Origin of the sequence: Azospirillum sp. A23 (genome assembly GCF_042938965.1) — a bacterium.
GTDB lineage: Bacteria > Pseudomonadota > Alphaproteobacteria > Azospirillales > Azospirillaceae > Azospirillum > Azospirillum melinis.
Map to the genome: position 1 here is coordinate 131,175 of NZ_CP170667.1, position 25,876 is coordinate 157,050.

The 25,876-nt window shown below is 67.1% G+C and carries 26 protein-coding genes and 2 tRNA genes; 8 read left to right on the forward strand and 20 right to left on the reverse strand.

From position 1 onward, the window contains the following. Positions 1 to 63 precede the first annotated feature (63 nt). Positions 64 to 894 (forward strand): hypothetical protein, encoded by an 831-nt coding sequence (locus ABNQ40_RS17980; RefSeq protein ID WP_109051122.1) that lies wholly within the window; start codon positions 64 to 66, stop codon positions 892 to 894. A gap of 12 nt (positions 895 to 906) precedes the next feature. After that, positions 907 to 1,281: a hypothetical protein gene (locus ABNQ40_RS17985; protein WP_109051123.1), complete on the forward strand. Its 375-nt coding sequence runs from the start codon at positions 907 to 909 to the stop codon at positions 1,279 to 1,281. 78 nt (positions 1,282 to 1,359) lie between these two features. Here ABNQ40_RS17985 and ABNQ40_RS17990 read toward each other — a convergent pair whose 3' ends face one another. From ABNQ40_RS17990 to ABNQ40_RS18010, 5 genes are all read right to left on the reverse strand, one after another. Beyond that, positions 1,360 to 1,977 (reverse strand): cytochrome c3 family protein, encoded by a 618-nt coding sequence (locus tag ABNQ40_RS17990; RefSeq protein WP_098738922.1) that lies wholly within the window; start codon positions 1,975 to 1,977, stop codon positions 1,360 to 1,362. After that, positions 1,974 to 2,498, reverse strand: coding sequence for a nitrate reductase cytochrome c-type subunit (locus ABNQ40_RS17995; RefSeq protein ID WP_199235386.1), 525 nt, complete (start codon positions 2,496 to 2,498; stop codon positions 1,974 to 1,976). The genes ABNQ40_RS17990 and ABNQ40_RS17995 overlap by 4 nt, the downstream gene beginning before the upstream one ends. 14 nt (positions 2,499 to 2,512) lie before the next feature. After that, positions 2,513 to 5,014, reverse strand: a complete 2,502-nt coding sequence (gene napA / locus ABNQ40_RS18000) for a nitrate reductase catalytic subunit NapA (RefSeq protein ID WP_391348464.1) — start codon at positions 5,012 to 5,014, stop codon at positions 2,513 to 2,515. An 82-nt stretch (positions 5,015 to 5,096) separates the two neighbouring features. Then, a complete protein-coding gene (locus ABNQ40_RS18005) occupies positions 5,097 to 5,363 on the reverse strand; it encodes a chaperone NapD (RefSeq protein ID WP_109050419.1) in 267 nt (88 codons plus the stop codon). A 24-nt stretch (positions 5,364 to 5,387) separates the two neighbouring features. Continuing rightward, positions 5,388 to 5,582, reverse strand: a complete 195-nt coding sequence (locus tag ABNQ40_RS18010) for a periplasmic nitrate reductase, NapE protein (protein WP_109050418.1) — start codon at positions 5,580 to 5,582, stop codon at positions 5,388 to 5,390. Between the two features lie 254 nt (positions 5,583 to 5,836). Here ABNQ40_RS18010 and ABNQ40_RS18015 point away from each other — a divergent pair, with 254 nt between their 5' ends. Together ABNQ40_RS18015 and ABNQ40_RS18020 are read left to right on the forward strand one after the other, a co-directional pair. Further along, entirely contained in the window at positions 5,837 to 6,580 is a 744-nt protein-coding gene (locus ABNQ40_RS18015; protein WP_109491004.1) for an MgtC/SapB family protein, read from the forward strand. 211 nt (positions 6,581 to 6,791) lie between these two features. After that, entirely contained in the window at positions 6,792 to 8,750 is a 1,959-nt protein-coding gene (locus ABNQ40_RS18020) for a sensor histidine kinase (protein ID WP_282187209.1), read from the forward strand. A 10-nt stretch (positions 8,751 to 8,760) separates the two neighbouring features. Here the strand turns inward: ABNQ40_RS18020 and ABNQ40_RS18025 are convergent, their stop codons facing one another. The 5 genes from ABNQ40_RS18025 to msrA all read right to left on the reverse strand — a co-directional run bounded on the left by ABNQ40_RS18025 (position 8,761) and on the right by msrA (position 13,223). Continuing rightward, positions 8,761 to 9,375: a pyridoxamine 5'-phosphate oxidase family protein gene (locus ABNQ40_RS18025; RefSeq protein WP_109050416.1), complete on the reverse strand. Its 615-nt coding sequence runs from the start codon at positions 9,373 to 9,375 to the stop codon at positions 8,761 to 8,763. Continuing rightward, complete coding sequence (locus ABNQ40_RS18030) at positions 9,372 to 9,872, reverse strand: DinB family protein (RefSeq protein WP_109050415.1); 501 nt, start codon at positions 9,870 to 9,872, stop codon at positions 9,372 to 9,374. Before ABNQ40_RS18030 ends, ABNQ40_RS18025 begins: the two co-directional genes overlap by 4 nt. A gap of 82 nt (positions 9,873 to 9,954) precedes the next feature. Next, positions 9,955 to 11,886 carry a DNA translocase FtsK gene (locus ABNQ40_RS18035; RefSeq protein WP_109050414.1) on the reverse strand — a complete coding sequence of 644 codons (1,932 nt, stop codon included), beginning with the start codon at positions 11,884 to 11,886 and terminating at the stop codon, positions 9,955 to 9,957. After that, on the reverse strand, positions 11,883 to 12,428 hold the full coding sequence (locus ABNQ40_RS18040) for a PAS domain-containing protein (protein WP_109050413.1): 546 nt from the start codon (positions 12,426 to 12,428) through the stop codon (positions 11,883 to 11,885). Before ABNQ40_RS18040 ends, ABNQ40_RS18035 begins: the two co-directional genes overlap by 4 nt. 153 nt (positions 12,429 to 12,581) lie before the next feature. Then, the gene (gene msrA / locus ABNQ40_RS18045; protein WP_109050412.1) at positions 12,582 to 13,223 is read right to left on the reverse strand and encodes a peptide-methionine (S)-S-oxide reductase MsrA; all 642 of its coding nucleotides are present in this window, start codon (positions 13,221 to 13,223) and stop codon (positions 12,582 to 12,584) included. Positions 13,224 to 13,366: 143 nt separating this feature from the next. On the opposite strand from msrA, the gene ABNQ40_RS18050 reads away from it, so the two are divergent. Further along, the gene (locus ABNQ40_RS18050) at positions 13,367 to 13,825 is read left to right on the forward strand and encodes a hypothetical protein (RefSeq protein WP_109050411.1); all 459 of its coding nucleotides are present in this window, start codon (positions 13,367 to 13,369) and stop codon (positions 13,823 to 13,825) included. 9 nt (positions 13,826 to 13,834) lie between these two features. Here the strand turns inward: ABNQ40_RS18050 and ABNQ40_RS18055 are convergent, their stop codons facing one another. The 8 genes from ABNQ40_RS18055 to ABNQ40_RS18090 all read right to left on the reverse strand — a co-directional run bounded on the left by ABNQ40_RS18055 (position 13,835) and on the right by ABNQ40_RS18090 (position 21,988). Then, complete coding sequence (locus ABNQ40_RS18055) at positions 13,835 to 14,680, reverse strand: RNA methyltransferase (protein WP_109050410.1); 846 nt, start codon at positions 14,678 to 14,680, stop codon at positions 13,835 to 13,837. A gap of 33 nt (positions 14,681 to 14,713) precedes the next feature. Beyond that, on the reverse strand, positions 14,714 to 15,292 hold the full coding sequence (locus ABNQ40_RS18060) for a YqaA family protein (RefSeq protein WP_085090362.1): 579 nt from the start codon (positions 15,290 to 15,292) through the stop codon (positions 14,714 to 14,716). A 145-nt stretch (positions 15,293 to 15,437) separates the two neighbouring features. Beyond that, complete coding sequence (locus tag ABNQ40_RS18065) at positions 15,438 to 16,016, reverse strand: YgjV family protein (protein ID WP_109050409.1); 579 nt, start codon at positions 16,014 to 16,016, stop codon at positions 15,438 to 15,440. A 254-nt stretch (positions 16,017 to 16,270) separates the two neighbouring features. After that, positions 16,271 to 17,407 carry an acyltransferase gene (locus ABNQ40_RS18070; protein ID WP_109050408.1) on the reverse strand — a complete coding sequence of 379 codons (1,137 nt, stop codon included), beginning with the start codon at positions 17,405 to 17,407 and terminating at the stop codon, positions 16,271 to 16,273. 134 nt (positions 17,408 to 17,541) lie between these two features. Next, positions 17,542 to 17,934 (reverse strand): winged helix-turn-helix domain-containing protein, encoded by a 393-nt coding sequence (locus ABNQ40_RS18075; protein WP_109050407.1) that lies wholly within the window; start codon positions 17,932 to 17,934, stop codon positions 17,542 to 17,544. A 173-nt stretch (positions 17,935 to 18,107) separates the two neighbouring features. After that, entirely contained in the window at positions 18,108 to 19,130 is a 1,023-nt protein-coding gene (locus tag ABNQ40_RS18080) for a glucokinase (protein WP_109050406.1), read from the reverse strand. 38 nt (positions 19,131 to 19,168) lie between these two features. Then, a complete protein-coding gene (otsA, locus tag ABNQ40_RS18085) occupies positions 19,169 to 20,578 on the reverse strand; it encodes an alpha,alpha-trehalose-phosphate synthase (UDP-forming) (protein WP_098738939.1) in 1,410 nt (469 codons plus the stop codon). A 468-nt stretch (positions 20,579 to 21,046) separates the two neighbouring features. Beyond that, positions 21,047 to 21,988 (reverse strand): N-formylglutamate amidohydrolase, encoded by a 942-nt coding sequence (locus ABNQ40_RS18090; protein WP_109050405.1) that lies wholly within the window; start codon positions 21,986 to 21,988, stop codon positions 21,047 to 21,049. A gap of 223 nt (positions 21,989 to 22,211) precedes the next feature. Between ABNQ40_RS18090 and ABNQ40_RS18095 the strand changes: the two genes are divergently transcribed. Continuing rightward, positions 22,212 to 22,286 (forward strand) — tRNA-Val (locus ABNQ40_RS18095). Positions 22,287 to 22,468: 182 nt separating this feature from the next. Next, positions 22,469 to 23,320 (forward strand): transporter substrate-binding domain-containing protein, encoded by an 852-nt coding sequence (locus tag ABNQ40_RS18100; protein ID WP_109051897.1) that lies wholly within the window; start codon positions 22,469 to 22,471, stop codon positions 23,318 to 23,320. A 164-nt stretch (positions 23,321 to 23,484) separates the two neighbouring features. On the opposite strand, the gene ABNQ40_RS18105 is transcribed toward ABNQ40_RS18100, so the two are convergent. Both ABNQ40_RS18105 and ABNQ40_RS18110 read right to left on the reverse strand, forming a co-directional pair. Beyond that, positions 23,485 to 23,560: transfer RNA gene (locus ABNQ40_RS18105), tRNA-Ala, on the reverse strand. Between the two features lie 147 nt (positions 23,561 to 23,707). Next, complete coding sequence (locus ABNQ40_RS18110; RefSeq protein WP_109051898.1) at positions 23,708 to 24,097, reverse strand: TIGR02300 family protein; 390 nt, start codon at positions 24,095 to 24,097, stop codon at positions 23,708 to 23,710. 401 nt (positions 24,098 to 24,498) lie between these two features. Between ABNQ40_RS18110 and aroA the strand changes: the two genes are divergently transcribed. Further along, on the forward strand, positions 24,499 to 25,848 hold the full coding sequence (aroA, locus tag ABNQ40_RS18115; protein ID WP_109051899.1) for a 3-phosphoshikimate 1-carboxyvinyltransferase: 1,350 nt from the start codon (positions 24,499 to 24,501) through the stop codon (positions 25,846 to 25,848). Positions 25,849 to 25,876 lie beyond the last annotated feature (28 nt).

Below are 25,876 nucleotides of genomic sequence, written 5' to 3' on the forward strand. Positions count from 1 at the left end.
GGGGGAAAGGGACGCATCAATTCCCCTTCTCCCATTTCGCATACCCATTGGAGATACGCCCCGATGAGCCACGCATTCGCCAAGGACAGCCGCGCCTGCGCCGCCTGCGTCTCGTGGGGCGGCGAGCGCGCGCTGTCGGAGGACAACACGCTGGTGCATGTCGCCCGCCACGGGGTGGAAGGGGAATGCCGTACCGCCAGCAGCCAGGACTACCGCCGCATCACCAAGGGCTATCACACCTGCACCGCCTGGGCGCCGCTGCCGATGCTGAAGAAGCATGGCGGCCGGATCGGCCATACGCCGGCGGGGCAGGCGCACACGCTGGTCACCGCCGCGGCCTCGCGGCCCATTCCACAGCCGGTCTCCCAGCCGGTACCGGCGGCAGCGGCCTTCGCGTCGGCGCCGGTGGCGACTCCGGTGCTGGACCTGCCGCCGCCGCCCTGCCGGGCCGACGTGATCGATGCGGAGCAGACGCCGCAGGTCCGCATCCTCTACACCCACTGGGTGAGGCTGAAGCGCAAGCGCCGCATGCCGCTGGCAAGTGAGATCGACACCGCCCAGGTGCGGGAAAGCGTGCCGCGCACCGCCCTGATGGAGCCGACCGCCGACGGCAGCGATTTCGTCTACAAGTCCTGCGGCCGTGCCCTGCAACGCCGGCTGGCCGAGCGGCCGACGACGCGGCGGGTGACCGACTGCCACCCGGAGCAGGCGGCGCTGCGTTGGCTGTCCGACCTGCGCGCCTGTCTTGAAAGCGGTGAGCCGCGCTGCTTGCTGGTGCGCGACGACCCGATGCTGCCGGGTGCGAAGTTCGTCGAGCTGCTGCTGCCGCTGGCCGACGTCGAGGGCGGGCCGGCGACGCGCGTGCTTGCCTACCGCCATGTGCCGGGTGGTTGAGGAGGGGCGGCGATGGGCGACGCGCAAAGCGGAGAAGGACCGAAGGGAGAAGGGCCCGGCCCGGAGATCGTCGGCGTCTGGCCGGCGGCGGTGTGGATCGTCGTCGGCGCCGGGCATTACCTGAACGACCCCGACCATTTCGTCGGCTGGAAGGGTGCCCTGTATTTCGTGCTGGGCACCGGGCTGGTGGCGCTGGTCGGCGGCATCGCCAGCCTGTCGGCCCGCCGCACCGTCGCCGGCATCCAGGAACGCCTGCTGAAGGAGGTCCGCCACCGCCGCGATTGGGCGAGCTGGTGGGTGGCTTTGGGGCTGCGCGGGCTGGTGGGGCTGGGTGAGGCGGTGCTGGTGACGCTGCTGGCGCTGTCGGTGGTGGCGATGCTGGGGTGAGGCATCGTCGGTGGTTTCCCCTGAAACACCGACGGCCCCGCTTCCGAAAGGAGCGGGGCCGTTGCAGCAACCTGATCCTTACTTCTGGCTGGTCTTCATGCTCCAGCCCGGCTCGATCCCCTGCATGTCGGGCAGGTGGTGGGCGATGCCCTTGTGGCAGTCGATGCAGGTGTTCTGGCCGGTGAACAGATAGGTCTCGTGCATCTTCGCGGCGCGCGGATTCTGCTTGGTGATGTCCATCGAGTCCGCGCTGTGGCAGTTCCGGCATTCCAGCGAGTTGTTCGACTTCAGCCGCGCCCATTCGTGCTCGGCCAGTTCGCGGCGCTTGTCCAGGAACTTCTCGCGGGTGTCGATGGTGCCGAAGATCTTGCCCCAGACCTCCTTCGACGCCTGCATCTTGCGGGCGATCTTGTCGGTCCACTGGTGCGGGACGTGGCAGTCCGGGCAGCTGGCACGCACGCCGGACCGGTTGGTGAAGTGGATGGTCTGCTTCAGCTCCTCATAGGGATTGTCCCGCATCTCGTGGCAGCTGATGCAGAAGGCTTCCTTGTTGGTGGCCTCCAACGCGGTGTTGAAGCCGCCCCAGAAGACGACGCCGGCGATGAAGCCGCCCAGCGTCAGGAAACCCAGGCTGAAATGGACGCTGGGGCGGGCGAACAGCCGCCACAGGCACAGCACGGCGTCGCGGATTTTCATTTCTGGCCGCCTTGGGCATGGCCCAGGACTGAGTCGAAGTCTTGGAAGCTGTTGGGAACGATCGGCTGGGCGTCGGTCTGCGGCACATGGCACTGGGTGCAGAAGTAGCGGCGCGCCGCCACCGTGCCCAGCGTCTGGCCGTCACGGTCCTGGAAATGGGTGACCGACAGCATCGGCGCCTGCGAGCCGGCCGTGTTGCGGCGGTCGTGGCAGGTCAGGCACTTGTTGATGTTCAGGTCGATCTGATAGTCACGGATGGCATGCGGGATCAGCGGCGGCTGGTCGGCATAGTTGCGCACGCGCTTCTGGTCGTCGGTGATGTCGCGGTGGGTCGCCTCCGCCGGGACGTCCGTGGTGATCGGATGGTTGGTGGAGGGGACCTTGATCCCCCCCACGGTGCCGGTGGCGTCCGCCATCACAACGGGCTTGTCGGCGGCGACAACCCCGGAGGTGACACCGATGGTCAGGGCCGGGATGCCGGCCAGCAGGGCCAGCGCGGCGATCAGGAAACGGGTCTTCATGATGCCGGCACTCCTCAGGCGTTCACGACGGGCGTGATCTTGACCGCGCATTTCTTGTAGTCGGTCTGCTTGCTGATGGGATCGGTGGCGTCGAGCGTCACCTTGTTGATGAGGACCGTGTGGTCGAAGAAGGGGACGAAGACCAGGCCGCGCGGCGGCTTGTTCCGCCCGCGCGTCTCGACCCGGACCCGAACCTCGCCGCGCCGGGAGGTGACGCGCACCTCCTGCCCGCGCCGGACGTTGAGATCCTTGGCGTCGTCGGGATGCATGAACACCACGGCGTTCGGGAAGGCCTTGCGCAGTTCCGGCACGCGGAGCGTCATCGATCCGCTGTGCCAGTGCTCGATCACGCGGCCGGTGCTGAGCCAGAAGGGATAGTCGGTGTTGGGCGCTTCGGCCGGCGGCTCGTAGGGCAGGGCGAAGACGTTGGCCTTGCCGTCCTTGTTGCCGTAGAAGCGCATGCCCTCGCCGGCCTTCACATACGGGTCGGAGCCCTCGCGGTAGCGCCACTTGGTCTCCTTGCCGTCCACCACCGGCCAGCGCAGGCCGCGCTCCTGGTGGTACTGCTCGAAGGGCGCCAGATCGTGGCCGTGGCCGCGGCCGAAGGAAGCGTATTCCTCGAACAGCCCCTTCTGGACGTAGAAGCCGGCATCCTTGGCCTCCTGGTTGTTGTAGTTCTGGTCGAGGTCGGACAGCGGGAAGCGGTCGACCTGGCCGTTGCGGAACAGCACCTCGTACAGGGTCTTGCCGCGCAGCTCCGGCTTCTTGTTCAGCAATTCCTCCGGCCACACCTCCTCGATGCGGAAGCGCTTGGAGAACTCCATGATCTGCCACAGGTCGGACCGCGCGCCGTCGGGCGCATCGACCAACTGGCGCCACAGCTGGGTGCGGCGCTCGGCGTTGCCGTAACCGCCCTCCTTCTCCACCCACATGGCGGTGGGCAGGATCAGGTCGGCGGCCAGGGCCGTCACGGTGGGGTAGGGATCGGAGACGACGATGAAGTTTTCCGGGTTGCGGTAGCCGGGGAAGGTCTCCTTCGCCGTGTTCGGGGCCGTCTGCATGTTGTTGTTGCACATGACCCAGTAGGCGTTGAGCTTGCCGTCCTTGAGCATGCGGTCCTGCTGGACGGCGTGGTAGCCGACCTTGTCGGGGATGGTCCCCTCCGGCAGCTTCCAGATCTCCTCGGCGTGTTTGCGGTGCTCGGGATTGGTCACCACCATGTCGGCCGGCAGCCGGTGGGAGAAGGTGCCGACCTCACGCGCGGTGCCGCAGGCCGACGGCTGGCCGGTCAGCGAGAAGGGGCCGCAGCCGGGCTGGGAGATTTTGCCGGTCAGCAGGTGGATGTTGTAGACGAGATTGTTCGCCCAGACGCCGCGGACATGCTGGTTGAAGCCCATGGTCCAGAAGGACACAACCTTCACCTTCGGATCGGCATACAGCTCGGCCAGCGCCTCCAGCCGGTTCTTCGGCACGCCCGACAGCTCATGCGCCTTGTCCAGCGTGTAGGGTTCGACGAACTTGGCGAACTCGTCGAAGCTGATCGGGTCGGAGTCGTTGGCCTTGTCGGCGTTCTTCGCCTTCTTTTCCAGGGGGTTGTCGGGACGCAGGCCATAGCCGATGTCGTCGCGGCCGCGCTTGAAGTTGCAGTGCTTCTCGACGAACTCCTTGTTCACCCGGCCGGTCTTGATGATGTGGTTGGCGATGTAGTTGAGGATCGCCAGGTCGGAGCCGGGGGTGAAGACGAGGCCGATGTCGGCGAGGTCGAAGCTGCGGTGCTCGTAGGTCGACAGCACGGCGACCTTGCAGCCGGGATGGCTGAGGCGGCGGTCGGTGACGCGCGTCCACAGGATGGGGTGCATCTCCGCCATGTTGGAGCCCCACAGCACGAAGGCGTCGGCCTGCTCCATGTCGTCGTAGCAGCCCATCGGCTCGTCCATGCCGAAGGTGCGCATGAAGCCGGCCACCGCCGACGCCATGCAGTGGCGGGCGTTCGGGTCCAGGTTGTTGGAGCGCAGGCCGGCCTTCATCAGCTTGGAGGCGGCATAGCCCTCATAGATGGTCCATTGGCCGGAGCCGAACATGCCGACGGCGGTCGGACCCTTCTTTTTCAAGGTCTCCTTCCACTTGGCGGCCATGATGTCGAAGGCGGCGTCCCAGCTGATCGGCTCGAACTCGCCGTCCTTGTCGAACTTCCCGTCCTTCATGCGCAGCAGCGGCTGGTTCAGCCGGTCCTCGCCATACATGATCTTGGACAGGAAATAGCCCTTCACGCAGTTCAGGCCGCGGTTCACCTCGGCCTTCACGTCGCCATGGGTGGCGACGACTCGGCCGTCCTTGACGCCGACCATCACGCCGCAGCCGGTGCCGCAGAACCGGCAGGGAGCCTTCGACCAGGTCAGCTTGGCGCCTTCGCCGGTCAGGATGTTGGCGGCGGACGCGGGCAGCGAAATTCCGGCCGCCGCGGCGGCGGCAGCGGCGGCTTGCGCCTTCAGGTAATCGCGGCGGGACAGAAACATGAGGAGGACTCCAGGTTCGGAGGAAATTCGGTCGGGAAAAGGCGGAAGCGGCGCGCCTGGATGACGGTCCGGGGGAGGGGCGTCAGGCTGCGTCGATCGCGTCCGCGGGTTCGTAGTGGTGGTAGACCATGGTGGTGGTGTGAACGCCGGGAAGGGCGTTCAGCAGGGCGATGCGGTCGACGACCTCGGCCGCGCTGGCGGTGACCAGCGTCACCACCGCCTTGCCGTTCTCCGCGGCACACCACTCCAGCCCGGCGACGGAGGCCGCCGCCTCGCGCACCGCGTCGGTGCGGTCGGGGCTGTGCTGGATGACGAGACTGGAGATGTGGACTTCGGGGGCGCGGGGCATGTCGGTCCTGGCGGAGCGCTGGGCTCAGTGGGTGAGGAGCTGGTACATCCAGATCGAGAAGCCGTAGGCGGAGACGGTGCCGATGGCGATCACCGGCCAGACCAGCACTGCCAGCGACAGGAACATCAGCCCTTCGGCCCGGCGGGTCGGAGCCGGTGCGGAGTCGGTCGCCTTCCGGTCGGACGGATGGGACAGGACGGGGGAGGTGATGGGCCTCATGGCGGCACTCTCGGTCGGAGCGGGAACAGGTCGAACCGGTCCCGGTGCCAACCCTTACGGATGGTCCTTAGGTACTGGTTTTCGGCCCTTAGTATCGATACTTTCTGGCGGATGGGAATTGACTCAGGTCAACTGGGGCCATTTGCGGCCTGTGACGGAATGGCGCCTTCCGCCGCGCGGGCGCCACGGGCCGGGCTGCGCTAGACTGCGGTGGAGGTCTTCATCGGAAGCCTCGATCGGGAATGGAATGGGCCATGGATTTGCTGCGCTCCTACTGGTCGCCGGCCGAGTTGGCGACCAACGGATTGATCCTGCTGCATCTTTTGGGAGCCTTGTCGGTCGGGCTTCTGCTGGGGTACGAGCGCAGCTATCACGGGCGGGCGGCCGGGATGCGGACCTACGGGCTGGTCTGCCTGGCCTCGGCCGCGCTGACGGTGGTCAACGCCTACCCCTCCATGTGGTATGACGGCATTGGGACGCAGGGGGCGCCGCATGCGGCCGCCCTGACCGGCGATCCGACGCGGGTGATCCAGGGCATCGTCACCGGCATCGGCTTTCTCGGCGCCGGGGTCATCATGCGCGAGGGGCTGTCGATCCGCGGCCTGTCCACCGCCGCATCGATCTGGGCGACCTCGGCCATCGGCATCGTCATCGGGCTCGGCTTCTATGCGGTCGCCATCGCCGCGGCGCTGTTGACCATCCTGGTGATGAGCCTGCTGCGGCCGGTCGAACGGCTGTTGCCCCACCAGTCGGTGGTCCACCTGACGCTGGTCTTCCCGCGCGACAAGGCTCCGCCGCCGGAGGAATTGCGGGCGCAGGCCAAGAAACATGGGTTCGAAGTGGTCGACTGGGCCTTCCACCTCGCCAACGGCAGCGGCCAGTTCGAATGCCAGCTGGTGCTTCAGGGGAGAGGCGACCCCGATCCGATGGCGCTCGTCAGCGCCCTTGCCTCCACCGACACGGTGGTGGAGTTCAAGCTGTCCCCTTCACGCATCTGACGACGGCCGGGAACCAGAAGAGTTGGAAGGACGAAATGCATACAAGCTTAATCTTTTCCTAAAACTTTATCTTTATCGATAGCCCGCGATGATGAAGGACGCGAACAACGGCAGTGAATGGCGTGGCTGGAATCGCCGCCATTCTGCCCGGCAGAACGGCCGTGACGGGCGCAACGCCGGTTCCCCGACCTCATCCGCTTCCTGTCGTCGGATGGCCGGGCCGATCGCCCTGCTGACGGCGCTTCTTCTGTGGTTTGCCGGCACAGCCGCCGCCACGGTCTCCGGCGTGGAGCCGCTTCGGCTCGGGCCAGCCACCGCCAGCGCCACCCTGGCCGGCCATTTCGCCCGGCTGGTCGATCCCGACCGCAAGCTCGACTTCGCCGCTATCCTGAAGGCCGACGCCGATGGGCAGATGGAGCCGCGTGAGGATTTCCGCGGTGTCGGCCAGACCCGCGACATCCATTGGTACCGCTTCGACCTGATGCGCGGACCCGGTGCGCCGGCGGACTGGCTTCTGGAGATGGGCGAAGCCTATATCGACCATCTCGATCTCTTCATTCCGAAGGCGGGCGGAGCCGCGGGCCGGCCGCAGGACCCTGCCGCCTACCGGCTGGTCCGGCTGGGAGACTTCGTTCCCTTCAGCCAGCGGCCGATGAAGACCCGGCTGCACAGCCTGCCGCTGACCCTTCCGGAGGGAAAGCCGGTCTCGCTTTACCTGCGCGTCGATTCGGTCAGCGCCATCCGCCTGTCGGCACGGGTGTGGTCTCCCGCCGCCTATGCCGGCCACCAGACCAAGGATCTGTTGTTCCAGGGCTTCTTCCTGGGAGTGCTGGGCATTCTGGTCCTGGGTTATGTCGCGCTGGGCCTGCTTCTGCGTGACGGGGCGCTGCTGTCCTACACCGCCTATGTCGCCACGGTCTTCTGCTATTACCTGTTCGCCAACGGCATCGGCGCAGCCCTGCTGCCGGACCTGCCGGGCTGGCTCATGAACATGTTGGTGGGCAGCAGCGGGTTCCTCGGCTTTGCCACGGCACTGATCATGTGGGTCTATATCCTCGATTTGCAGACCCGGGCGCCGAAGCTGGCGCGTTGCTATCAGGGGCTGGCCCTGCTGGCGCTGCTGGCATCGCCGACGACGGTTTCACCGCTCTACGCCCTGACCAACCCGGTGGTGACCCTGTCGGCGCTGGTCGTGGTGGTGATCGCGCTGGTGCTGACCGCACGCATGGCCTGGCTGAACCCGAATGATCTCAGCCCGCGCTTCTATCTGGCCAGCACCCTGGTGTCGCTGACCGGGCTGATCATGGCCCAACTGATCCTGCGGGGCGCGCTGCCTGCCGATTTCTTCATTGCCGATCCCTATCAGGTCGCCTCGATGGTGGCGGTGCTGGTGCTGGGCACCGGTCTGGCCCTGCGCATCGGCAGGCTTCAGGCGGAGCGGCTGCGCGCCCGAGAGGAATCGGCCTTCGCCACCAAGCGGGCGGAGGAGCAGCGCAGCTTCGTCGCGATGCTGTCGCACGAATTCCGTACCCCGCTGGCCGCCATCGACAGCGCAGCGCAGATGATCGAACTGTCGGGCGCGGTAGAGTCGCCGTCGGCGCTGACCCGCCTGCAACGCATCCGGAGCACCACCCACAAGATGGCGGAGCTGGTGGATCTTTTCCTGTCCTCCGATGCGCTCGACCAGGGGGCGCTGGCGCTGAAGCCGGAACCGGTGGCGCTGGGCCAGTTGATGGACGAGGTGCTGGGTGATCTGACGGGGACGGAAGCGGAGGAGCGGCTGGAGCTGTCGATCGACGCTCCCGACCGCCCGATGCTGGTCGATGCACCCTTCCTGGGGGTGGCCATCGGCAATCTGGTGCAGAATGCGCTGCGCTACTCGCCGGCGGACACGGCCGTCCGGGTGAGCGCCTTCGATGACGGAGGCGGCATCGTCATCCGCGTCGCCGACCGGGGCCTCGGCATGACCCCGGATGAGGTGGAGCGAATCGGCTCGATCTATTTCCGCGCCTCATCGTCGCGCGGAACCAAGGGGTCGGGGCTGGGGCTCTACATGACGCAGAAGATCGTCGCCGCCCATGGCGGAACGCTGTCGGTGCAGAGCGAGCACAATGAGGGCTCTGTCTTCACCATCAGGCTGCCGGCCGTCGACAGGCTCGCCGCGCAGTAGGAACGTCGGGTCAGTACAGGGTTTTCGGGATGCGCTCGGCCAGCGACCGGTCGTAGGCGTCGCCGCCTTCGCGACCGGCGCTGGCCTCCGCCAGCAAGGCCCCCGCCGACGGCAGGGTGCGCCGCTCGATCTGCACCGCCGGGTCCCACAGGCGGGACCGCAGAAGGGCGCGGGCGCACTGGAAGAACACCGCCTCGATGGTGACGGCCAGCACTGACTTCGGCGCCTTGCCGTCGACGGCGAAGCTCTCGCACAAGGCCGGGTCGGTGTCGATCACGGCGCGGCCGTTGACCCGCAGCGTCTCGTTCAGTCCCGGCACCAGGAACAGCAGACCGACCCGCGGATCGGCCAGGATGTTGCGCAGGCTGTCGATGCGGTTGTTGCCGCGGCGGTCGGGGATCAGCAGGGTACGGTCGTCCGCCACCCGGACGAAGCCGGCTTCGTCGCCGCGCGGCGAGGCATCCAGCCCACCCGGTCCGCTGGTGGCAAGAACGAAGAAGGGCGACGCCTCGATCAGCGCGCGGTAGCCGGGGGTCAGCGCCGGCACCTCCTTGGCGATGGAGGGACCGGCCGGCTCGCCATAGAGGGCTTCCAGAGCCGCGAGGTCGGCGATGGGGCGGCTCATTTCGCCTCCAGCAGGAAATAGACGAAGTCGATCGACGGGGCGTCCAGCCCGAACTGGCTCAGCAGCGTGTGGGCCTGCCCGCGATGGTGGGTTTGGTGGTTGAAAATGTGGGTGACGATCTGGGCGAAGGGCAGCTCATGCGGCGTGCCGGCCATGCTGCGGTAGGAGAGGACCGACTCGAACCGCTCCGCCGGGGTGGCTGCCAGGACGCGCAGGAGCCGCTCGTCCTCCGCCTCGCGGGCGGTGCGCAGGCCGGCGAAGTCGTCATGGAGGATTTCATCGAGCGACGACGGCTTCGGCCCCTCTCCCTCGATCCGCTCCAGCCACACCCGGTCGGCGACCAGGATATGGTTCAGCGTGCCGCGGACAGAGCCGAAGAAGGCGCCGCGGTTCTCGCGGAACTGAGCGTCGGAAAGCTGCGCCGCGACCTCGTAAAGGCGGCGGTTGGCCCAGCGGTTGTAGCGGGCGAGGCTTTCGAAATGGGGCTTCGAGTCCATGGGAACCTCTTGCTTCCTCTTTTCCCGCATCGGGCGCCGGCCTCCCCTCCCCGGAGGGAGAGGAGCTTGCGTGGAGGGTCGGTCACACGCCGGCGCGCTTTGCCGACAGGCCGGCGTGGGACAGCAGGACTTCGCGCTTGCCCTGGTGGTTGGCGGGACCGACGACGCGCTCGGTCTCCATCCGCTCCACCAGACGGGCGGCGCGGTTGTAGCCGATCTGGAGCTGGCGCTGGATGAAGCTGACCGACACCTTGCCCTCGCGAACCACGAGGTTGACGGCCTGCATGTAGAGGTCGTCGCCGGTCGCAACCGAACCGCCGTCCTCATCCTCCACCGCGGCGGCTTCCTCCTCCTCCTCGGTGATGGCGGTGACGTAGTTGGGGGCGCCCTGGGCCTTCACATACTGGACGATCTCCTCGACCTCCGAATCGGAGACGAAGGGACCGTGGACGCGGGTGATGCGGCCGCCGCCCTGCATGTACAGCATGTCGCCTTGGCCCAGCAGCTGCTCGGCCCCGGCTTCGCCGAGGATGGTGCGGCTGTCGATCTTGCTGGTGACCTGGAAGCTGATGCGGGTTGGGAAGTTGGCCTTGATGGTGCCGGTGATGACGTCGACCGACGGACGCTGGGTCGCCATGATCAGGTGGATGCCGGCGGCGCGCGCCATCTGGGCCAGACGCTGGATCGCCGCCTCGATCTCCTTGCCGGCCACCAGCATCAGGTCGGCCATCTCGTCGACGATGACGACGATATAGGGCAGCGGCGTCGGTTCCTGCGGCGTCAGGTCGAAGACGTTCTCCGGCTCGCCCGGCGCCGGGGCACGGCGCGGCATCTTCTCGCCATTGGCGATCATCTCGGCCATGCGGGCGTTGTAGCCCTCGATGTTGCGCACGCCGAGCTTGGACATCGCTTCGTAGCGGCTTTCCATCTCGCGCACGGCCCAGCGCAGGGCGACCACCGCCTTCTTGGGATCGGTGACGACCGGCGTCAGCAGGTGCGGGATGCCGTCATAGACCGACAGCTCCAGCATCTTGGGATCGACCATGATGAAGCGGCAGCGCTCCGGCGGCAGCCGGTAGAGCAACGACAGGATCATCGTGTTGATCGCCACCGACTTGCCCGAGCCGGTGGTGCCGGCGACCAGCAGATGCGGCATACGGGCGAGGTCGGCCACCACCGGTTCGCCGCTGATGTCCTTGCCGAGCGCGATGGCGAGCTGGGCCGTGGTGTTGCGGAAGGCGTCGTGGTCGAAGCTTTCGCGCAGGTAGACCATCTCGCGCACCGGATTCGGCAGCTCGACGCCGATGACGCTGCGGCCGGGGACGATGGCGATGCGGGCGGTGACCACGCTCATCGAGCGGGCGATGTCGTCGGTCAGGTTGATGACGGTGGCCGACTTGGTGCCGGGCGCCGGCTCGAACTCGTAGAGGGTGACGACCGGGCCGGGACGGACATCCATGATCTCGCCGCGGACGCGGAAGTTCTTCAGGACGGTTTCCAGCATCCGCGCGTTGCGGGCCAGCACCGACTCGTCATGCTGCTGCACCGGGCGCGGCGGCGGGGTCTGCAGCAGCGAGACGGTGGGCAGCGAATAGACGGCGGGATACTCCGCCGGCGCGGCCGGAGCGGCAGGCGCGCAGGGCAGCACCGGGGCTGCGGCGGGGCCGGGGATGGTGGTTGCCGCCTCCGCCGCCGGGGCGGCTTCGCACGGGGCTGTGGGGGCCTCGGCCTCGGCCGGGTCGCGCGCCTCATAGGCCCATTCGACGCCCGACAGGAAGGCGAAGCCGGCGACCACCGCCAGCGCCTCGTCCGACAGGTTGGTGGAGTAGACGGTCCCGGCGCGCGGCGTGCCGGGCAGAACCTCGACATCCCACATCACGCGGCCGTCGGGGCGCGGGTTGGGGACGAGATTGAACGGGCGGCCGTTCAGTGCGCACCACAGATTGAACTCGTCGGCGGTCACCACGCCCGCCTGGGTCGGCGGGGCGGCGAGATGCGGCATACGCGGGCTCATGCCGAGGCTCCGGGCTTCTGAACGGTGAGGGGGACTGGACCGGAGGAGGAGCCGCCCGGCCCCAGGGACTGCAGGGGAGGACGTGCCGCCAGCTCGCGCGGAGTCATCTCGTAGGCGGCGACCAGCAGCTTGTCGATGCTGACCCCGTCGCTCGACATCGGCAGCACCAGCCGTTCGAAGCTGCGGGTGCGCCCGCCGAAGACCGCGGTGTGGACACGGGCGACAGGCAGCCGTTCGCGGCGCACCGTCTCGTATTCCGGCTGAAGCAATGCCCGCTGTTCCGGCGGCAGGTCGTCCAGCGTCGCACCCAGGCGCGACTGGCCGAAAGCGGTGGCCAGCGCCTTTCCGTAATAGGAATAGACGAAGGTGCCGGCTTCCTCCCCGATCACCTCGAAGACGGCGATGTTGTCCTTCCACGGCCGCAGGTCGGCCGGGGCGATGCTGCTGGGGACCGGCGGCCGGCCGGCGACGGATTTGGTGAGCCAGAATTCGAGCAGGCCGCTGAGATACGGCGTCGCCAGCTCGGTTCTTTCCTTGGTCATGACAATCGCAGCTGGACGGGCGGCGCTCCCTCGGTCTGACACCGCTGGAGCTTTCAAGAGCCGCCCGAACCATACCCGCAAGGGCCGGTGTGGCGCAACCGCAAGGGCTAAGCCCGGCAGGGGCGCCGCAATCCGGATGTCACCGGCCCTTCGTCACGCGGCACAGGTGACGCCGGTGCCGCCCAAGCCGCAGTAGCCGTTGGGATTCTTGGCGAGATACTGCTGGTGGTAGCCTTCCGCGAAGTAGAAGGGCGGAGCCTCGCGGATCTCGGTGGTGATCGGGCCGTAGCCGGCCTGGGCCAGCCGCTCCTGATAGGCTGCCAGCGTCGCTTCCGCCGCCGCCTTCTGGGCGGGGCTGTGGGTGTAGACGGCCGAGCGGTACTGGGTGCCGACGTCGTTGCCCTGGCGCATGCCCTGGGTCGGATCGTGCGACTCCCAGAAGACGCGCAGCAGATCCTCCGCCTTCACCATCGCCGGGTCGTAGACGACGCGCACCGCCTCGGTATGGCCGGTACGGCCGGAGCAGACCTCCTCATAGGTCGGGTTGGGGGTGTGGCCGCCCTGATAGCCGACGGCGGTCACCCAGATGCCGGGAACCTGCCAGAATTTGCGCTCCGCCCCCCAGAAGCAGCCGAGCCCGAGGTCGATGACCTCCAGCCCCGGCGGATAGGGGCCGGTCAGGCGATGGCCGTTGACATGGTGCTGCTCGGGAACCGGGATCGGTTGGCTGCGGCCGGGCAGCGCCTCCTCCGGCGTCGGCAGCGTCGCCGGCTTGCGCAGAAAATGCCCCAGCATGGTCGGGTCTCCCATCATGACGATCCGTTGGAGGAACCTCTTATGTCGGGTCGAGGCCGGGCCGCGGCAAGTCGGTGAACCTTCCGAGGGGTTCGCGCGTTTGACCCTGTATCGCGCGAGGATCTTTAAGAAGGAGAGCCATCATGGCCAGCACCACCGACGAGCGCCTGATCCAATCCCTGATCGACCATGGCCGCCGCAACGGCAACCGGCTGAGCGCCGAGGCGCTGGGTGGCATCCTGCCCGTCGACACGATGACGCCGGAGGAAACCGCCGCGGTGATCGAGCGGGTCGAGGCGGCCGGGGTCGAGGTCGAGCTGGACGATTCCCGCCTGATGCAGGGTCGGCCCAATCCGGCGCTGGCCCGGCAGACCGGCGACTATCATCGTGGCGACGGCGTCGTCGACATGGCGAACCCGGCCGCTCCTGCAGTGTCGGCCCCCGGCGCGGTGCCCTCGCGCCATGGCTGGGCCGACGACATCGCGAACGGCCATGTGGGCCACCACAATGCCGTCCCCAGTTGGGCGCGCAACGGCGTCGAGCTGCTGCCGCTGGCGTCCGTCGCCCTGGTGGCGGTGGTGCTGATCGCGGCGCTCGGCTGAAGGCAGCCCTTACCCGGCGGCCAGCGCGTGGATGAGGATGGCGGCGGTGGCGGCGACGTTCAGCGACTGGACGCGGCCGCTGCCGGGGATGGTCAGCACCGCCTCGCAGGCTGCCAGCGTAGCCGGCGGGATGCCGTCCTCCTCGTTGCCCAGCACGACCGCCGGCGGCTTCGCCCCCTGCTTGCCGCGCCATCCCGTCAGGGCGCCGGCATCGACGGCCGGCCGGGTCTGGTCCAGTGCTGTTCCGAACACCCGGTGGCTGGCGCGCAGCCGCTTCAGCACGGCCGGCAGGGCGGGGGCGCGCTCCAGCGCCACCCACTCGAACCCGCCCTCCGCCACGCGATAGGCTGCCTCTGACGGCAATGCCTGGCCGGGATGGTCGGAGATCAGGACGCGGGGCAGGCCGAAGAAGGCGGCGGTGCGCAGGATGGCGCCCAGATTGTGCGGGTTGCCGACCCCGTCCAGGATCAGCAGCGGCTCCGTCGCCCGGCGCGCGGCCTCGGTGTCGAACAGCGGCAGAGTCCGCGGCGCCATCAGCGCCACCACGCCGCCGTGCAGAACCGTGCCGGCGACTTTCGCCAGCTCCTCCGCCTCCACCATGCGGTAGGGCTTGCGGGCGGCCGCCATCGCCTTGCAGAAGGCGCCGACCGCCGGTTTCAGCCGCTCGTCGAAGAACAGGCGCTCCACCCGCTCCGGCTCATGGGTGAACAGGGCGGAGACGGCGGCCAGCCCGGCCACGCGGAACAGCTTGCGCGATTCGGTCGGTTCCGGGGCTGACGGTGCGGACGGGATGGCGGGGGCGGCGGTCCGGGAACGGGCGCGGCTGGGATGGGGCGGGCGCCCGCGCGGAGGCATGGAGGTCCTGTCTGTCTGGAAGAAGGTGGCGGCTTACAGCAGCTTCACCACCAGGAAGCCGCCGATCAGCGCCACCGCGAACACGCTGGTGACGAGGGTCAGCCGCTTTTCGATGAAGGCGCGGATCGGCGGACCGAAGAAATACAGCAGAGCCGCGACCAGATAGAAGCGGATCGACCGCGAGATGATCGAGGCGCCGATGAACACCCACAGCGGCAGATGCGCCACGCCGGCTGTGATGGTCAGCAGCTTGTAGGGGATCGGCGTCATACCCTTGATGATCAGGATTTCTGCCCCGTACTCGACGAAGGTGTGGCGCAGCTGCTCGAACTTGTCGGTCAGGTGATAGAACTCGATCACCCAGCGGCCGATCGTCTCGTAGAGGAAATAGCCGATCATATAGCCGGCGATGCCGCCGACCACCGAGGCCAGCGTGCAGATCGTCGCCAGCTTCCACGCCGCCTTGCGGTTGGCGATGACCATCGGCACCAGCAGCAGGTCCGGCGGCAGCGGGAAGAAGGAGCTTTCGGCAAAGGACACCCCGGCCAGCCAGGCGGTCGAATCCTTCGACGCGGCCTTTGCCATGGTCCAGTCGTAAAGACGCTTCAGCATGAATTGGGCCGTCCTTCGTCGCTGCCGTTGCGGTGCACGAGGCCTCTTTTAGGCGCGACGCTGCCGGTGCGCCAGTGCCCAATTCGACCGCCTCCGGACAGGGAGAACCCGTCCGGAGGCGTTAGCCCGTTCCAGTGAAGCCGGTTCAGGCGGCGGCAGCGCCCGAGGGCAGCGCATTGGCATTTGCGGCGGGCACCGCTGCCGGAGCCTCGTCCTTGCGCAGCGCGCCGCGCAGGCGCAGCAGGTTGGCGGCGGCACAGAAGGCGTCCGACGCCATGGCGAAGGGCGACATCACCAGCGCGTTGTGGCTGACCCAGAAACCGCCGGCCACCAGCAGGAGAATGCGCATGCGCACCGCGTCCGACTGCCAGCGGGCCAGCGTGGAGAAGGTGATGCCCAGGCTGGACAACGCCGAGGGCAGGCCGGACCAGGTGAACAGCGCGATGGCGGCGATGCCCGGCACCGTTGCCGCGAAGATCGCGGTCTGCCAGCGGCTGCGCCCTTCCGGCAGCGCCGCCAGCGCCTGCGCCACCACCAGCAGGCAAAGCGCCGCGGCGGTGTGCGCCCCCAGCAGCACATAGTGGGTGATGAACATCAGGTTGGTGGCGGCCTGCCCGGCCAGCAGGGCACGGCGCTTCTTCATCAGCGGCCACAGGCACGAACCGGCGAAGGCGGCGGCACCGAAGACGTCGGCGGCCGTGACGGGCAGGGGGAGGGACAGCATGGCGGGGGGATCGGCTCGGGCAAAGGCACGGCGGTGCGGCGCCGCGGCTGCGGCCCGTCCGGATGCCGGATGAGGTCGGGAAAAACGGGTTGTTGCCGTACGGTCACGCTGGCGCCGAGCTGCAACAGAGCCATATGTACGGTGCCTTATCCCGCCGCACCATCGGACTTCCGGTTGCCCAGGGCTGCACGGCGCGCATGGAAGAAAAAGCGGACGTTGCGCCGCGAAATCGGCATGTCGGGCGGACGGCGGGATCAGGCGGCCATGCGCAATGGCCGTTGCGGTTCGACCATATATTTCCGGCGCATCTTCATGAACGGTTGTTCGATGGCGAAATAGGTCAGGGTGGAAAGAGCGATCGACGCCGGCAGAACCACGGCCGTGCAGACCAGCAGCGCATTGATGTGCGGATTCGGCATCAGCTTAAGAATGTCTCCGTATTTCCCGATCTGCGTGATGACGATGAAGTTGGTCAGATAGATGGAATAGGAGATCGAGCCGATATAAGCCGTCATCCGCGACAGGGCGGGGGAACCGGAAATGCGGACGGACAGATAGGTCACAATGACGAGTGCCCAGCCGGCCGCCTCGACGGTGGGCCAGATTGTCTTCCAGGTGGCGATCACCGGATAACCTCCGGCCCGATGGAAAACCGTGATCATGGTCAGCATCAGAAGGATTGCGGGCAGGAAGGCCCGGCCGAGCCACAAGGCGCCCTGTGGAGTATCGTTGCAGCGGCGCAGCGCCACGGCCGCGATCATGCCGATCAGGAACTGATCGATGCGTCCGACGATCGTCCAATAGGCGATTGCGCGGGAATTCGCGCCGAACTGGTCGGCGATGAGCCGATAGACGAATGCGCACAGGATCATCAACGCCAGTTGTCGGCATCCCTGCCTGTTCAGGATCGACAGCAGGAAGGGGAAGATCAGATAAAACTGGAACTCGACGGCGACCGTCCAGAACAGGCTGGTTGCCACCCCGTAGGTCGCCTTGTTCCCGGCATTCAGGAATGGAACCGCCATCTCTAGAATTTTGGCCGGATCGACGGCATCCGGCGTCATGGCGATACCGACAAGGAGAAGCCAGGCATAAAGAGGATAGATTCGCAGCAGACGGTTCCGCAGGAAGCCGAAATAAGCGACTTCACGGCCGTTTGCGCCCCATGTGAAGATGAACCCGGATAAAACCATGAACAGCGCCACGCCGGTGTGTCCTTCCACCACCATCGCCAGCAACGGATTTCTCGTGTGGACCCAACCTTCGATCAGGTTTCCACCCGCCGATTGGGGGAGGATCTGAAACGAGTGGTAGTATAAAACGATAAGAGCTGCAAATGCACGGAGATGGTCAAGCCGTGGAAGATATGAAATGTTGACGGATTTTTCCATTATTCTGCTTTTCAAAATTATGCTTCGGGTTCGCAATTTTCTATAATGGTTCGTGCAGTCTTTTTCTCAAGAAATCCCTTCATTCATAAGGCTGCTGCCCTTTGCGGCGATGGTCACCTGAATCGGGGCGGGGCCTATGTCGTGCCGTCGGTATTCGAATCTATAGCCTGTACTCCGCTCTCAATCTCCGTCTCCTTCAGCACCTCGTCCAGCCAGCGCAGATGCGGCTCGGCGGCCTTGCGCGCCTCTTCCTGGGTCTGGCGGTAGCGGGCCACCACCTCCTGGCCCAGCGGGGTCAGGCCGGCACCGCCGCCCTCACGCCCGCCGACGCTTGTGCGGATCACCGGTTCGCGGAAGGCGGTGTTCATCGTCTCCACCAGGAACCAGGCGCGGCGGAAGGTCATGTCCAGCGACCGCGCGGCGGCGGAGATCGAGCCGGTGCGGTCGATGGCTTCCAGCAGGGCGATCTTGCCGGGGCCGATGGCGCCCGACGGGTGCAGAAAACGGACACGAAGGTCGGCAGGCATGGTGTTCCGATGCAAATCCGAAAGAGAGGGGAACAACCATGTGGAGGCCAACCCGCCGGTTCAAGCGACAAGTCGGGCAATAGGGGGAACCACCGATGGGATGCGCAATCGGCCGCACCCCTCCAGTGGCTTCCCGGCATAGCGTCCCAGGGCGGCTCCCCGCTGTTTCAGAGTTACTCCGCCCCGGCGGCCTCGGCGAGGCCCAGGAAGGCGGGCAGTTCGTGGGTGATGACGTAGGTGGGGATCGGCGCCAGGAAGTCGCGCATCCGGCCCTTCTCCATGAATCGCTTGCGGAAGCGGGAGTGGGTGAACAGCGTGCCCAGCTTCGGCACGATGCCGCCGGCGATGTAGATGCCGCCGCGCGCGCCGAGCGTCAAAGCGAGGTTGCCGGCGACGGTGCCCAGCATGGCGCAGAACATCTCCACCGCCTCTATGCAATGGGCCTCGCTGCCGTTCAGGGCGTTGTCGGCCACCTGCGCAGGCGTGAGGGCGGCCGGTTCCCGCCCGTCCAGGATCGACAGCGCGCCGTAGAGGTTGACGAGGCCGGGACCGGACAGCACCCGCTCGGCCGAGACATGCTCGAAGCTCTTGCGCAGCTGGCCGAGCGCGGCGCTCTCGCGGTCGCTGATCGGCGCCATGGTCACATGGCCGCCCTCGCCCGACAGGGCGGTCCAGCGGTTGTTGGCGCCCGGCACCAGACCGGATACGCCTAGCCCGCTGCCCGGCCCCAGCACGCCGACGACGGCACCCGCCTGCGGCGCGCCCTCGCCGATCTGGCGACGGTCCTCTTCGGCCAGACGCGGCACCGACAGGGCGACGGCAGTGAAGTCATTGATGACGACCAGCCCGTCCAGCCCCAGCGCGTCCCGCACCCGGTTGACGGAGAACTGCCAGACCAGGTTGGTCATGGCGATGCGGTCGCCGGTGACCGGTCCGGCCACCGCGAAGGCGCCGCGCCGCGGCCGGCCGGGGGTACCGACCGCCGCCAGCCCGACTGCCGTCAGGTAAGCGGTGGCCGCATCCTCGATCGAGGCGTAATCGGCACAGCGCAGCACGCGGGTGTCGCGGACGATACGGCCGTCGATCAGGCCGAAGCGGGCATTGGTGCCGCCGATGTCGGCGACCAGAATGGGGGCCGGAGTGGGAGTAGAGTTACCGGCGGTGCCGGGAATGGCGGGGGAGAGGTCGGCGGCCATGGATCCGGATCTGCGGTGTTGGTGGGCCGAGCGGATGCTCAGGTGACCGGAAAGTCATACGGTGCCCGGGTCAATGCGTCTACATAGCTTTCGCGCCACCAGTTGATGTCCTGTCGGCGCAGGGTCTGCATCAGGGCGGCGTGGCGTTCCTTGCGCTCGCCCAACGGCATGGTCAGGGCCCGTTGCAGCGCATCGCCGACGCCCTCGATGTCGAACGGGTTGACGATCAGCGCCTCGCCCATCTCGTGGGCGGCACCGGCGAACTGGGACAGCACCAGCACGCCCGGATTGTCGGCGTCCTGGCAGGCGACATACTCCTTCGCGACGAGATTCATGCCGTCGCGCAGCGGCGTCACCAGCCCGACATTGGCCAACCGGTAGAAACCGGCCAGAACGCGCTGGCCGAAGCTGCGGTTCAGATAGCGGATCGGTTGCCAGTCGAACTCGGCGAAGCGGCCATTGATGCGGCCGGCCATTTCCGACAGCTCGCGGCGGATGGCGATGTATTCCGGCACATCCTCCCGGCTTGGCGGGGCGACCTGAAGGAAGGAGACCCGGTTACAATGTTCCGGGTAGCTCTCCAGGAGCTGTTCGAAGGCGGCGAAGCGCTGCGGCAGGCCCTTGGAATAATCGAGCCGGTCGACGCCGATGATCAGCCGGCGCCCCACCAGGCTTTCGCGCAGCCGTTCGGCCTGGCGCGAGCGGCCGGCGGTGCGGGCCAGGCTTTCCAGCGCCGGAGTGTCGATGCTGATGGGGAACACCTTCGCCATCAGGGTGCGGCCGAAGGCGCGGATCATCGCCGTGCCGTAGGCGCCGCGCTGCTCCACCGTGCCGTCGGTCTCGGTTCGGATGTAGTCGCAGAAGCCGCGCAGGTCGGTGGCGGTGTGGAAGCCGACCAGATCGTAGGCGCATAGTTCGCGGATCAGGTCGCGGTGGTTGGGCAGGGCGGTCAGCAGTTCCGGCGGCGGGAAGGGCGTGTGCAGGAAGAAGCCCATGCGCTGCGAGCAGCCGCGGCGGCGCAACTCGTCGCCGAAGGGGATCAGGTGATAGTCGTGGACCCAGACCATGTCGTCCGGGCGAAGGAGCGGCTCCAGCTTGTCGGCGAAATAGGCGTTGACCCTGGAATAGCCCTCGCGTGTGCGCCGGTTTACCGAGATCAGACCAAGGCGGTAGTGGAACAGCGGCCATAGGGTCTGGTTGGCGAAACCGTTGTAATATTCCTCATGATCGCGGCGGCCCAGATCCAGCGTGGCGTAGGTCAGCTTGCCGGCCTCCGTCTTGGTCGGCTCCGCCTGGGACTCGCCGTCGACGACCGTTCCGCTCCATCCGAACCAGATGCCCCCGGTCTTCTTCAAGGCTGCCAGGATGGCGACGGCGAGACCGCCTGCGGCCTGCTTGCCCTCTTCCATAAGGGCGACCCGGTTGGATACGACGACGAGCCTGCTCACGATCTTCTTCTCCTTATTGGCCGCCGGCAGGGCGTTCCGCAGTCCGCACCTTCAGGGCCGCCGTGGCGGACACCCGGTATTGGACCACTGCGAAACGACAAAGGGCGGCCTTGGTTCCGAACCCCCGCCGTCACGCTCACGATAGCGGTCCGAAGGTACGACACCCTTTGTCCTTTAGGGCAGGCTGTTTCACGAAAGGTTATGCTGCAGTGCGGCAAAATCTGTGGGGCCCTATCCGGTTCGCGGTATCTCCTGTCGCGATTAACGTGATGTAATGAATGAGAAATTCTTTTTTGGGCTTGAAGCTGGGAAGCCACGCGCTCATATTGTGCAGTGCGGCAACGGTCGTGCCTCGGCGTGGACGTTGGCGTAACGCACTTCTTGGGCGTTTCCTCCCTAGACTAAAGGCCGCGGGTCCGCCCGCGGCCCTTTTTTTGGCCTGACGGTCGGTTTGATGGGACCGGAGGGTCAGCGTGGACCAAGCCCGTCGGGCGGCAGCAGGCCCAGCGTGTCGACCAGTTCGGTCATGTGGCGGGCCAGGGTGCCCAGATAGGGCAGGCGGGTCAGCGCCGCCTCGTCCATGTAGAGGTCGCGGGCGATTTCGATCTGAAGCGTGTGGATGCCCTGGCGCGGCCGGCCGTAATGGCGGGTGGTATAGCCGCCGGCATAGGGATTGTTGCGGCTGACCGCATAGCCCAGCCCGCGCAGGTAATCCTCCGCCGCGTCGATCACCGCCGGGGCGCAGGCGTTGCCGAAACAGTCGCCCAGCACGATGTCGGGGTGGGTGCCGCCGCGCCCGCTTCCCCGCCCACCGGTGGTGACGCTGCCCGACGGCATGGAATGGCAGTCGATCAGCAGGACATGGCCGAAGGCGTCGCGGGTGCCATCCACCAGCTGGCGCAGCGCGTTGTGATAGGGGGTGTAGCAGCGGCTGACGCGGTCCAGCGCCTCGGCGAAGCGCAGCTTACCCTTGTAGATGTCCTCGCCGTTGGCGACCACGCGGGCAATGGTGCCTAGCCCGGCCGCCACCCGGGGAGAGCGGGTGTTGACATAGGCCGGCAGAGGATCGGCGAACATCTCCGGGTCCAGCTCGTAAGCCTCGCGGTTGACGTCCAGATAGGCGCGCGGGAACAGGGCGCGGATCAGCGGGACTCCGAAGCCGGGGGCGAAGGCGAAGATCTCGTCGACGAAACAATCCTCCGACTTGCGCAGCGCTCGGGCATCCAGGCGGGATGAGGCGAGGAACTCTGCGGAATACGCGTTGCCGCTGTGCGGCGACGCCAGCACGAGCGGCAGCCTCTGGCTCTGCGGGGCCAGAATTTCGAAGGCCGGGGCGTTGGGCAGCGGAGCGTTGGCGGCCGGGTCGGCACCGGCACCAGCGCCGCGTTGCGCGTCGAAGGAGGCGTCCATGATCGAATGATGTAATGGACGCTGGCCCCGGTGTCACGGAACCTCTGTCACGGGACCATCTGCGATGGGACCTGTGATGGGGTTGGCCACCGCCCTGCCGCCAGCGGATAAAAAAAAGCGGATGGGCGGTGCGAAAGGGCTTGCGTGTCGGCAAGGAGGTCGGTATACACCCGCCCACGCCGGACGGAAAGACGCCAAGCGCTTCTCCGCCGGTCGCTACAGTGGGCGGTTAGCTCAGCGGGAGAGCACTACGTTGACATCGTAGGGGTCACTGGTTCAATCCCAGTACCGCCCACCATTTTGAAGGCCGCGAACCGGAACGGGTTCGCGGCCTTCGCCGTTTTGAGGTTGCTTTTGGGGCTGCCCCACCTCTTCGGCGGCTGCATATCTGAACTTCCTCCGTCCGGACCGCAGCCTCTCGCCACAATCCTCCCTGCACCGTACCATCCGGTCGGCAAACAAAGCATCGGGAGGATCTTCATGCCTGTCCATACCCTGCGCCGCAGCGGCCGGAGCCTTGCCGCAGCCGTCGGCGCGGTGCTGGTCTGTGCCGTCACTGCCCTGTCGTCCGCCGGTGCGTTGGCGCAGACCGCTCCGTCGGCATCGGCCGCTTCACAGCCGGCCGAAAGTTCGCGCCTGGATGCCGTTCTGTCGGCCGGTATCCTGCGCGTCGGCACCACCGGCGACTACAAGCCCTTCACCTACCTGAACCCGCAGACCCAGAAGTTCGAGGGCATGGACATCGACCTCGCCGAAGCGATGGGCAAGGCGCTGGGCGCGAAGGTGGAGTTCGTGAAGACCAGCTGGAGCAACCTGCTGCCCGATCTGCTGGCGGACAAGTACGACATCGCGGTCGGCGGCGTCTCCGTCACGCTGGAGCGGCAGAAGAAGGCGCTGTTCTCCGATCCGCTGATGCGCGACGGCAAGACGCCGATCACCCGCTGCGAGAACAAGGACCGCTTCCAGACCGTCGCCGACATCGACAAGCCCGGCGTCCGCCTGATCGTCAACCCCGGCGGCACCAACGAGAAATTCGCCCGCGCCAACATCCGCACGGCGCAGATCGAGGTCCATCCGGACAACGTCACCATCTTCGACCAGATCGTCGCCGGCAAGGCCGACCTGATGATCACCGACGCGGTGGAGACGCGGCTACAGCAGAAGCTGCATCCCGAACTGTGCGCCGTCCATCCGGACCAGCCCTTCGACTTCTCGGAGAAGGCCTTCCTGCTGCCGCGCGACATCGTGCTGAAGCTGTGGGTCGACCAGTGGCTGCACCAAACCGTCGCCACCGGCCAGTATCAGGCCGTGTTTGATCGCTGGCTGAAGTAGCTGGTCCCGGCAACTGTAGATGCCGTCGTACCATCCGCAGCGCGGCGGCATTTCCATGCGACCGGATGGAGTTCCGCAACCATGCACCGAACCGGCGTTTTATCCGATGCCCGGTGCAAACGCACCAAGGGCCCGGCGATTGCTCACCGAGCCCTTGATCGATTTGGTGGAGCCAAGGAGGATCGAACTCCTGACCTCTACAATGCCATTGTAGCGCTCTCCCAGCTGAGCTATGGCCCCTTAACTCTGGGGGCCGGTCGTTTCCGTCCGGCCTTGGTGGAGCGGGATAATAGTCAGGCAGCGGAGTGATGCAAGCGGAAAATTCGTCCTTTCGCGCTTTTTTCACCACCCCGCCGCCCGTCCCGCCGCCACCGGGAAGGGCGCCGGTCAGCGCTCCTCCTCGTCCTCGCCCTCGACGTCGACGACTTCGTCCATGTCGTCCTCGCCGAGTTCGGACGTGTCCTCGATCAGGACATCGTCCTCGTCCTCGGCGGTGTCGTCGGCTTCCTCGATGTCGTCGACCGACATTTCGTCCTCGGCATCCTCCAGTTCCGGAGTCTCGGCCTCGGTCTCGACCTCTTCCTCGTCCTCGGCCACGACAGCCGCCTTCTTGGTGTCGTCGACCGGGGCCGGACGGGCCTTGCGGGACTTCAGCAGAGCCTCGGGATCGAACTGCGCGCCACAGCTCGGGCAGACCGGCGGGTCCTTGCGCATGTCATAGTAACGAGCGCCACAGCTCGGGCAGATGCGCTTGACGCCCCATTCGGGTTTGGCCACGCCACGTCCTCCGTCACAAAAATCAGGGGGGTTCTCAAGAGGCGCCCTTTGCCACGCCCTGCGGCGCTTGTCAAAAAAAAGATGAGACGAGCCGGCCGCCGCGGCGTCGCAGCACCGGCGGGAAAGTGGTATCCCGCCCGGGCAGGGGTTGCCTTTACACGACGTTAACCATAACTCGCTAGAACGGACCTGCACACCGTGCAACTCCTCCATTTGGTTTCCTCCTTGAACTCGGGGCCGCTTTCGGGCGGCCTCTTTTCATTTGCGCAAGGCGGAGGCTGCCGGGGGGCGGCCGGGACACTGATGCGGGCGGCGATTTGGCCCCTCTCGCATCGGGGCGGGGGCTGTGATAGGAACGGCGGCCACAACCGCTTCCCGTTCCGATCCGAAGGACCCGTCCCATGACGCACGCAAGGCCGCTGCGCTCCACCACCACCGGCGCGATCCGGGGCAGCATCCGCGTGCCCGGCGACAAGTCGATCTCGCACCGGTCGTTGATGCTGGGCGCCATCGCCGTGGGCGAGACGGTGATCCACGGCCTGCTGGAAGGCGAGGATGTGCTGCACACCGCGGCCGCCATGCGTCTGCTGGGGGCCGAGGCGGAGCGGAGCGACGATGGCCAGGGGGGCGGCGTCTGGCGCGTGCGCGGCGTCGGGCTGGGTGCGTTGCAGGAACCGGCGCAGGTGCTGGACATGGGCAACAGCGGCACCGCCGCCCGCCTGCTGATGGGGCTGGTCGCCGGCCATCCGATCACCTGCGTCTTCACCGGCGACGCCTCGCTGAACAAGCGGCCGATGGCCCGCGTCACCAAGCCGCTGGAGGAGATGGGCGCCCGCTTCGTCGGCCGCTCCGGCGGACGCCTGCCGTTGACTGTGGTCGGCAGCGGCGAGCTGGTTCCGATCACCTACCGCCTGCCGGTGGCCTCCGCCCAGGTCAAGTCGGCGATCCTGCTGGCCGGCCTCAACACTGCCGGCGCCACCACGGTGATCGAGGCGGAGCCGACGCGCGACCACACCGAGCTGATGCTGCGCCATTTCGGCGCCACTGTGACCACCGAGCGGCTGGAGGACGGCGCGCTGGCCGTCACCGTCATCGGCCAGCCGGAGCTGACCGGCCGCAGCATCCATGTGCCGGCCGATCCCAGCAGCGCCGCCTTCCCGGCGGTCGCCGCCCTGTTGCGGCCGGGCTCCGAACTGCTGCTGAACGACGTCGGCATGAACCCGCGCCGCACCGGCCTCTACGACACGCTGGTGGAAATGGGCGCCGACATCGCCTTCGAGAACCGCCGCGACCAGGCGGGTGAGCCGGTGGCCGACCTGCGGGTGAAACACAGCGCCTTGAAGGGCGTCGTGGTGCCGGCCGACCGCGCGCCGAGCATGATCGACGAATACCCGGTCCTGGCCGCCGCCGCCGCCTGTGCCGAGGGCACCACGGTGATGCTGGGGCTGAAGGAACTGCGGGTGAAGGAGAGCGACCGCCTCGCCATGGTGGCGGAGGGGCTGACCCGTTGCGGCGTGTCGGTGGAGGTCGGCGCCGACGACAGCCTGACGGTCCATGGCACCGGCAAGCCGCCGAAGGGCGGCGCCACCGTCCTCACCGCCATGGACCACCGCATCGCCATGAGCTTCCTGGTTCTGGGCATGGCGACCGAACAGCCGGTGTCGGTCGACGACGGCGCCTTCATCGACACCAGCTTCCCCGATTTCGTCGGGCTGATGAACGGGCTCGGCGCCGCGATCGTGGAGGCGTGAGGCCATGACGCAGCCGCTTTCCAACCAA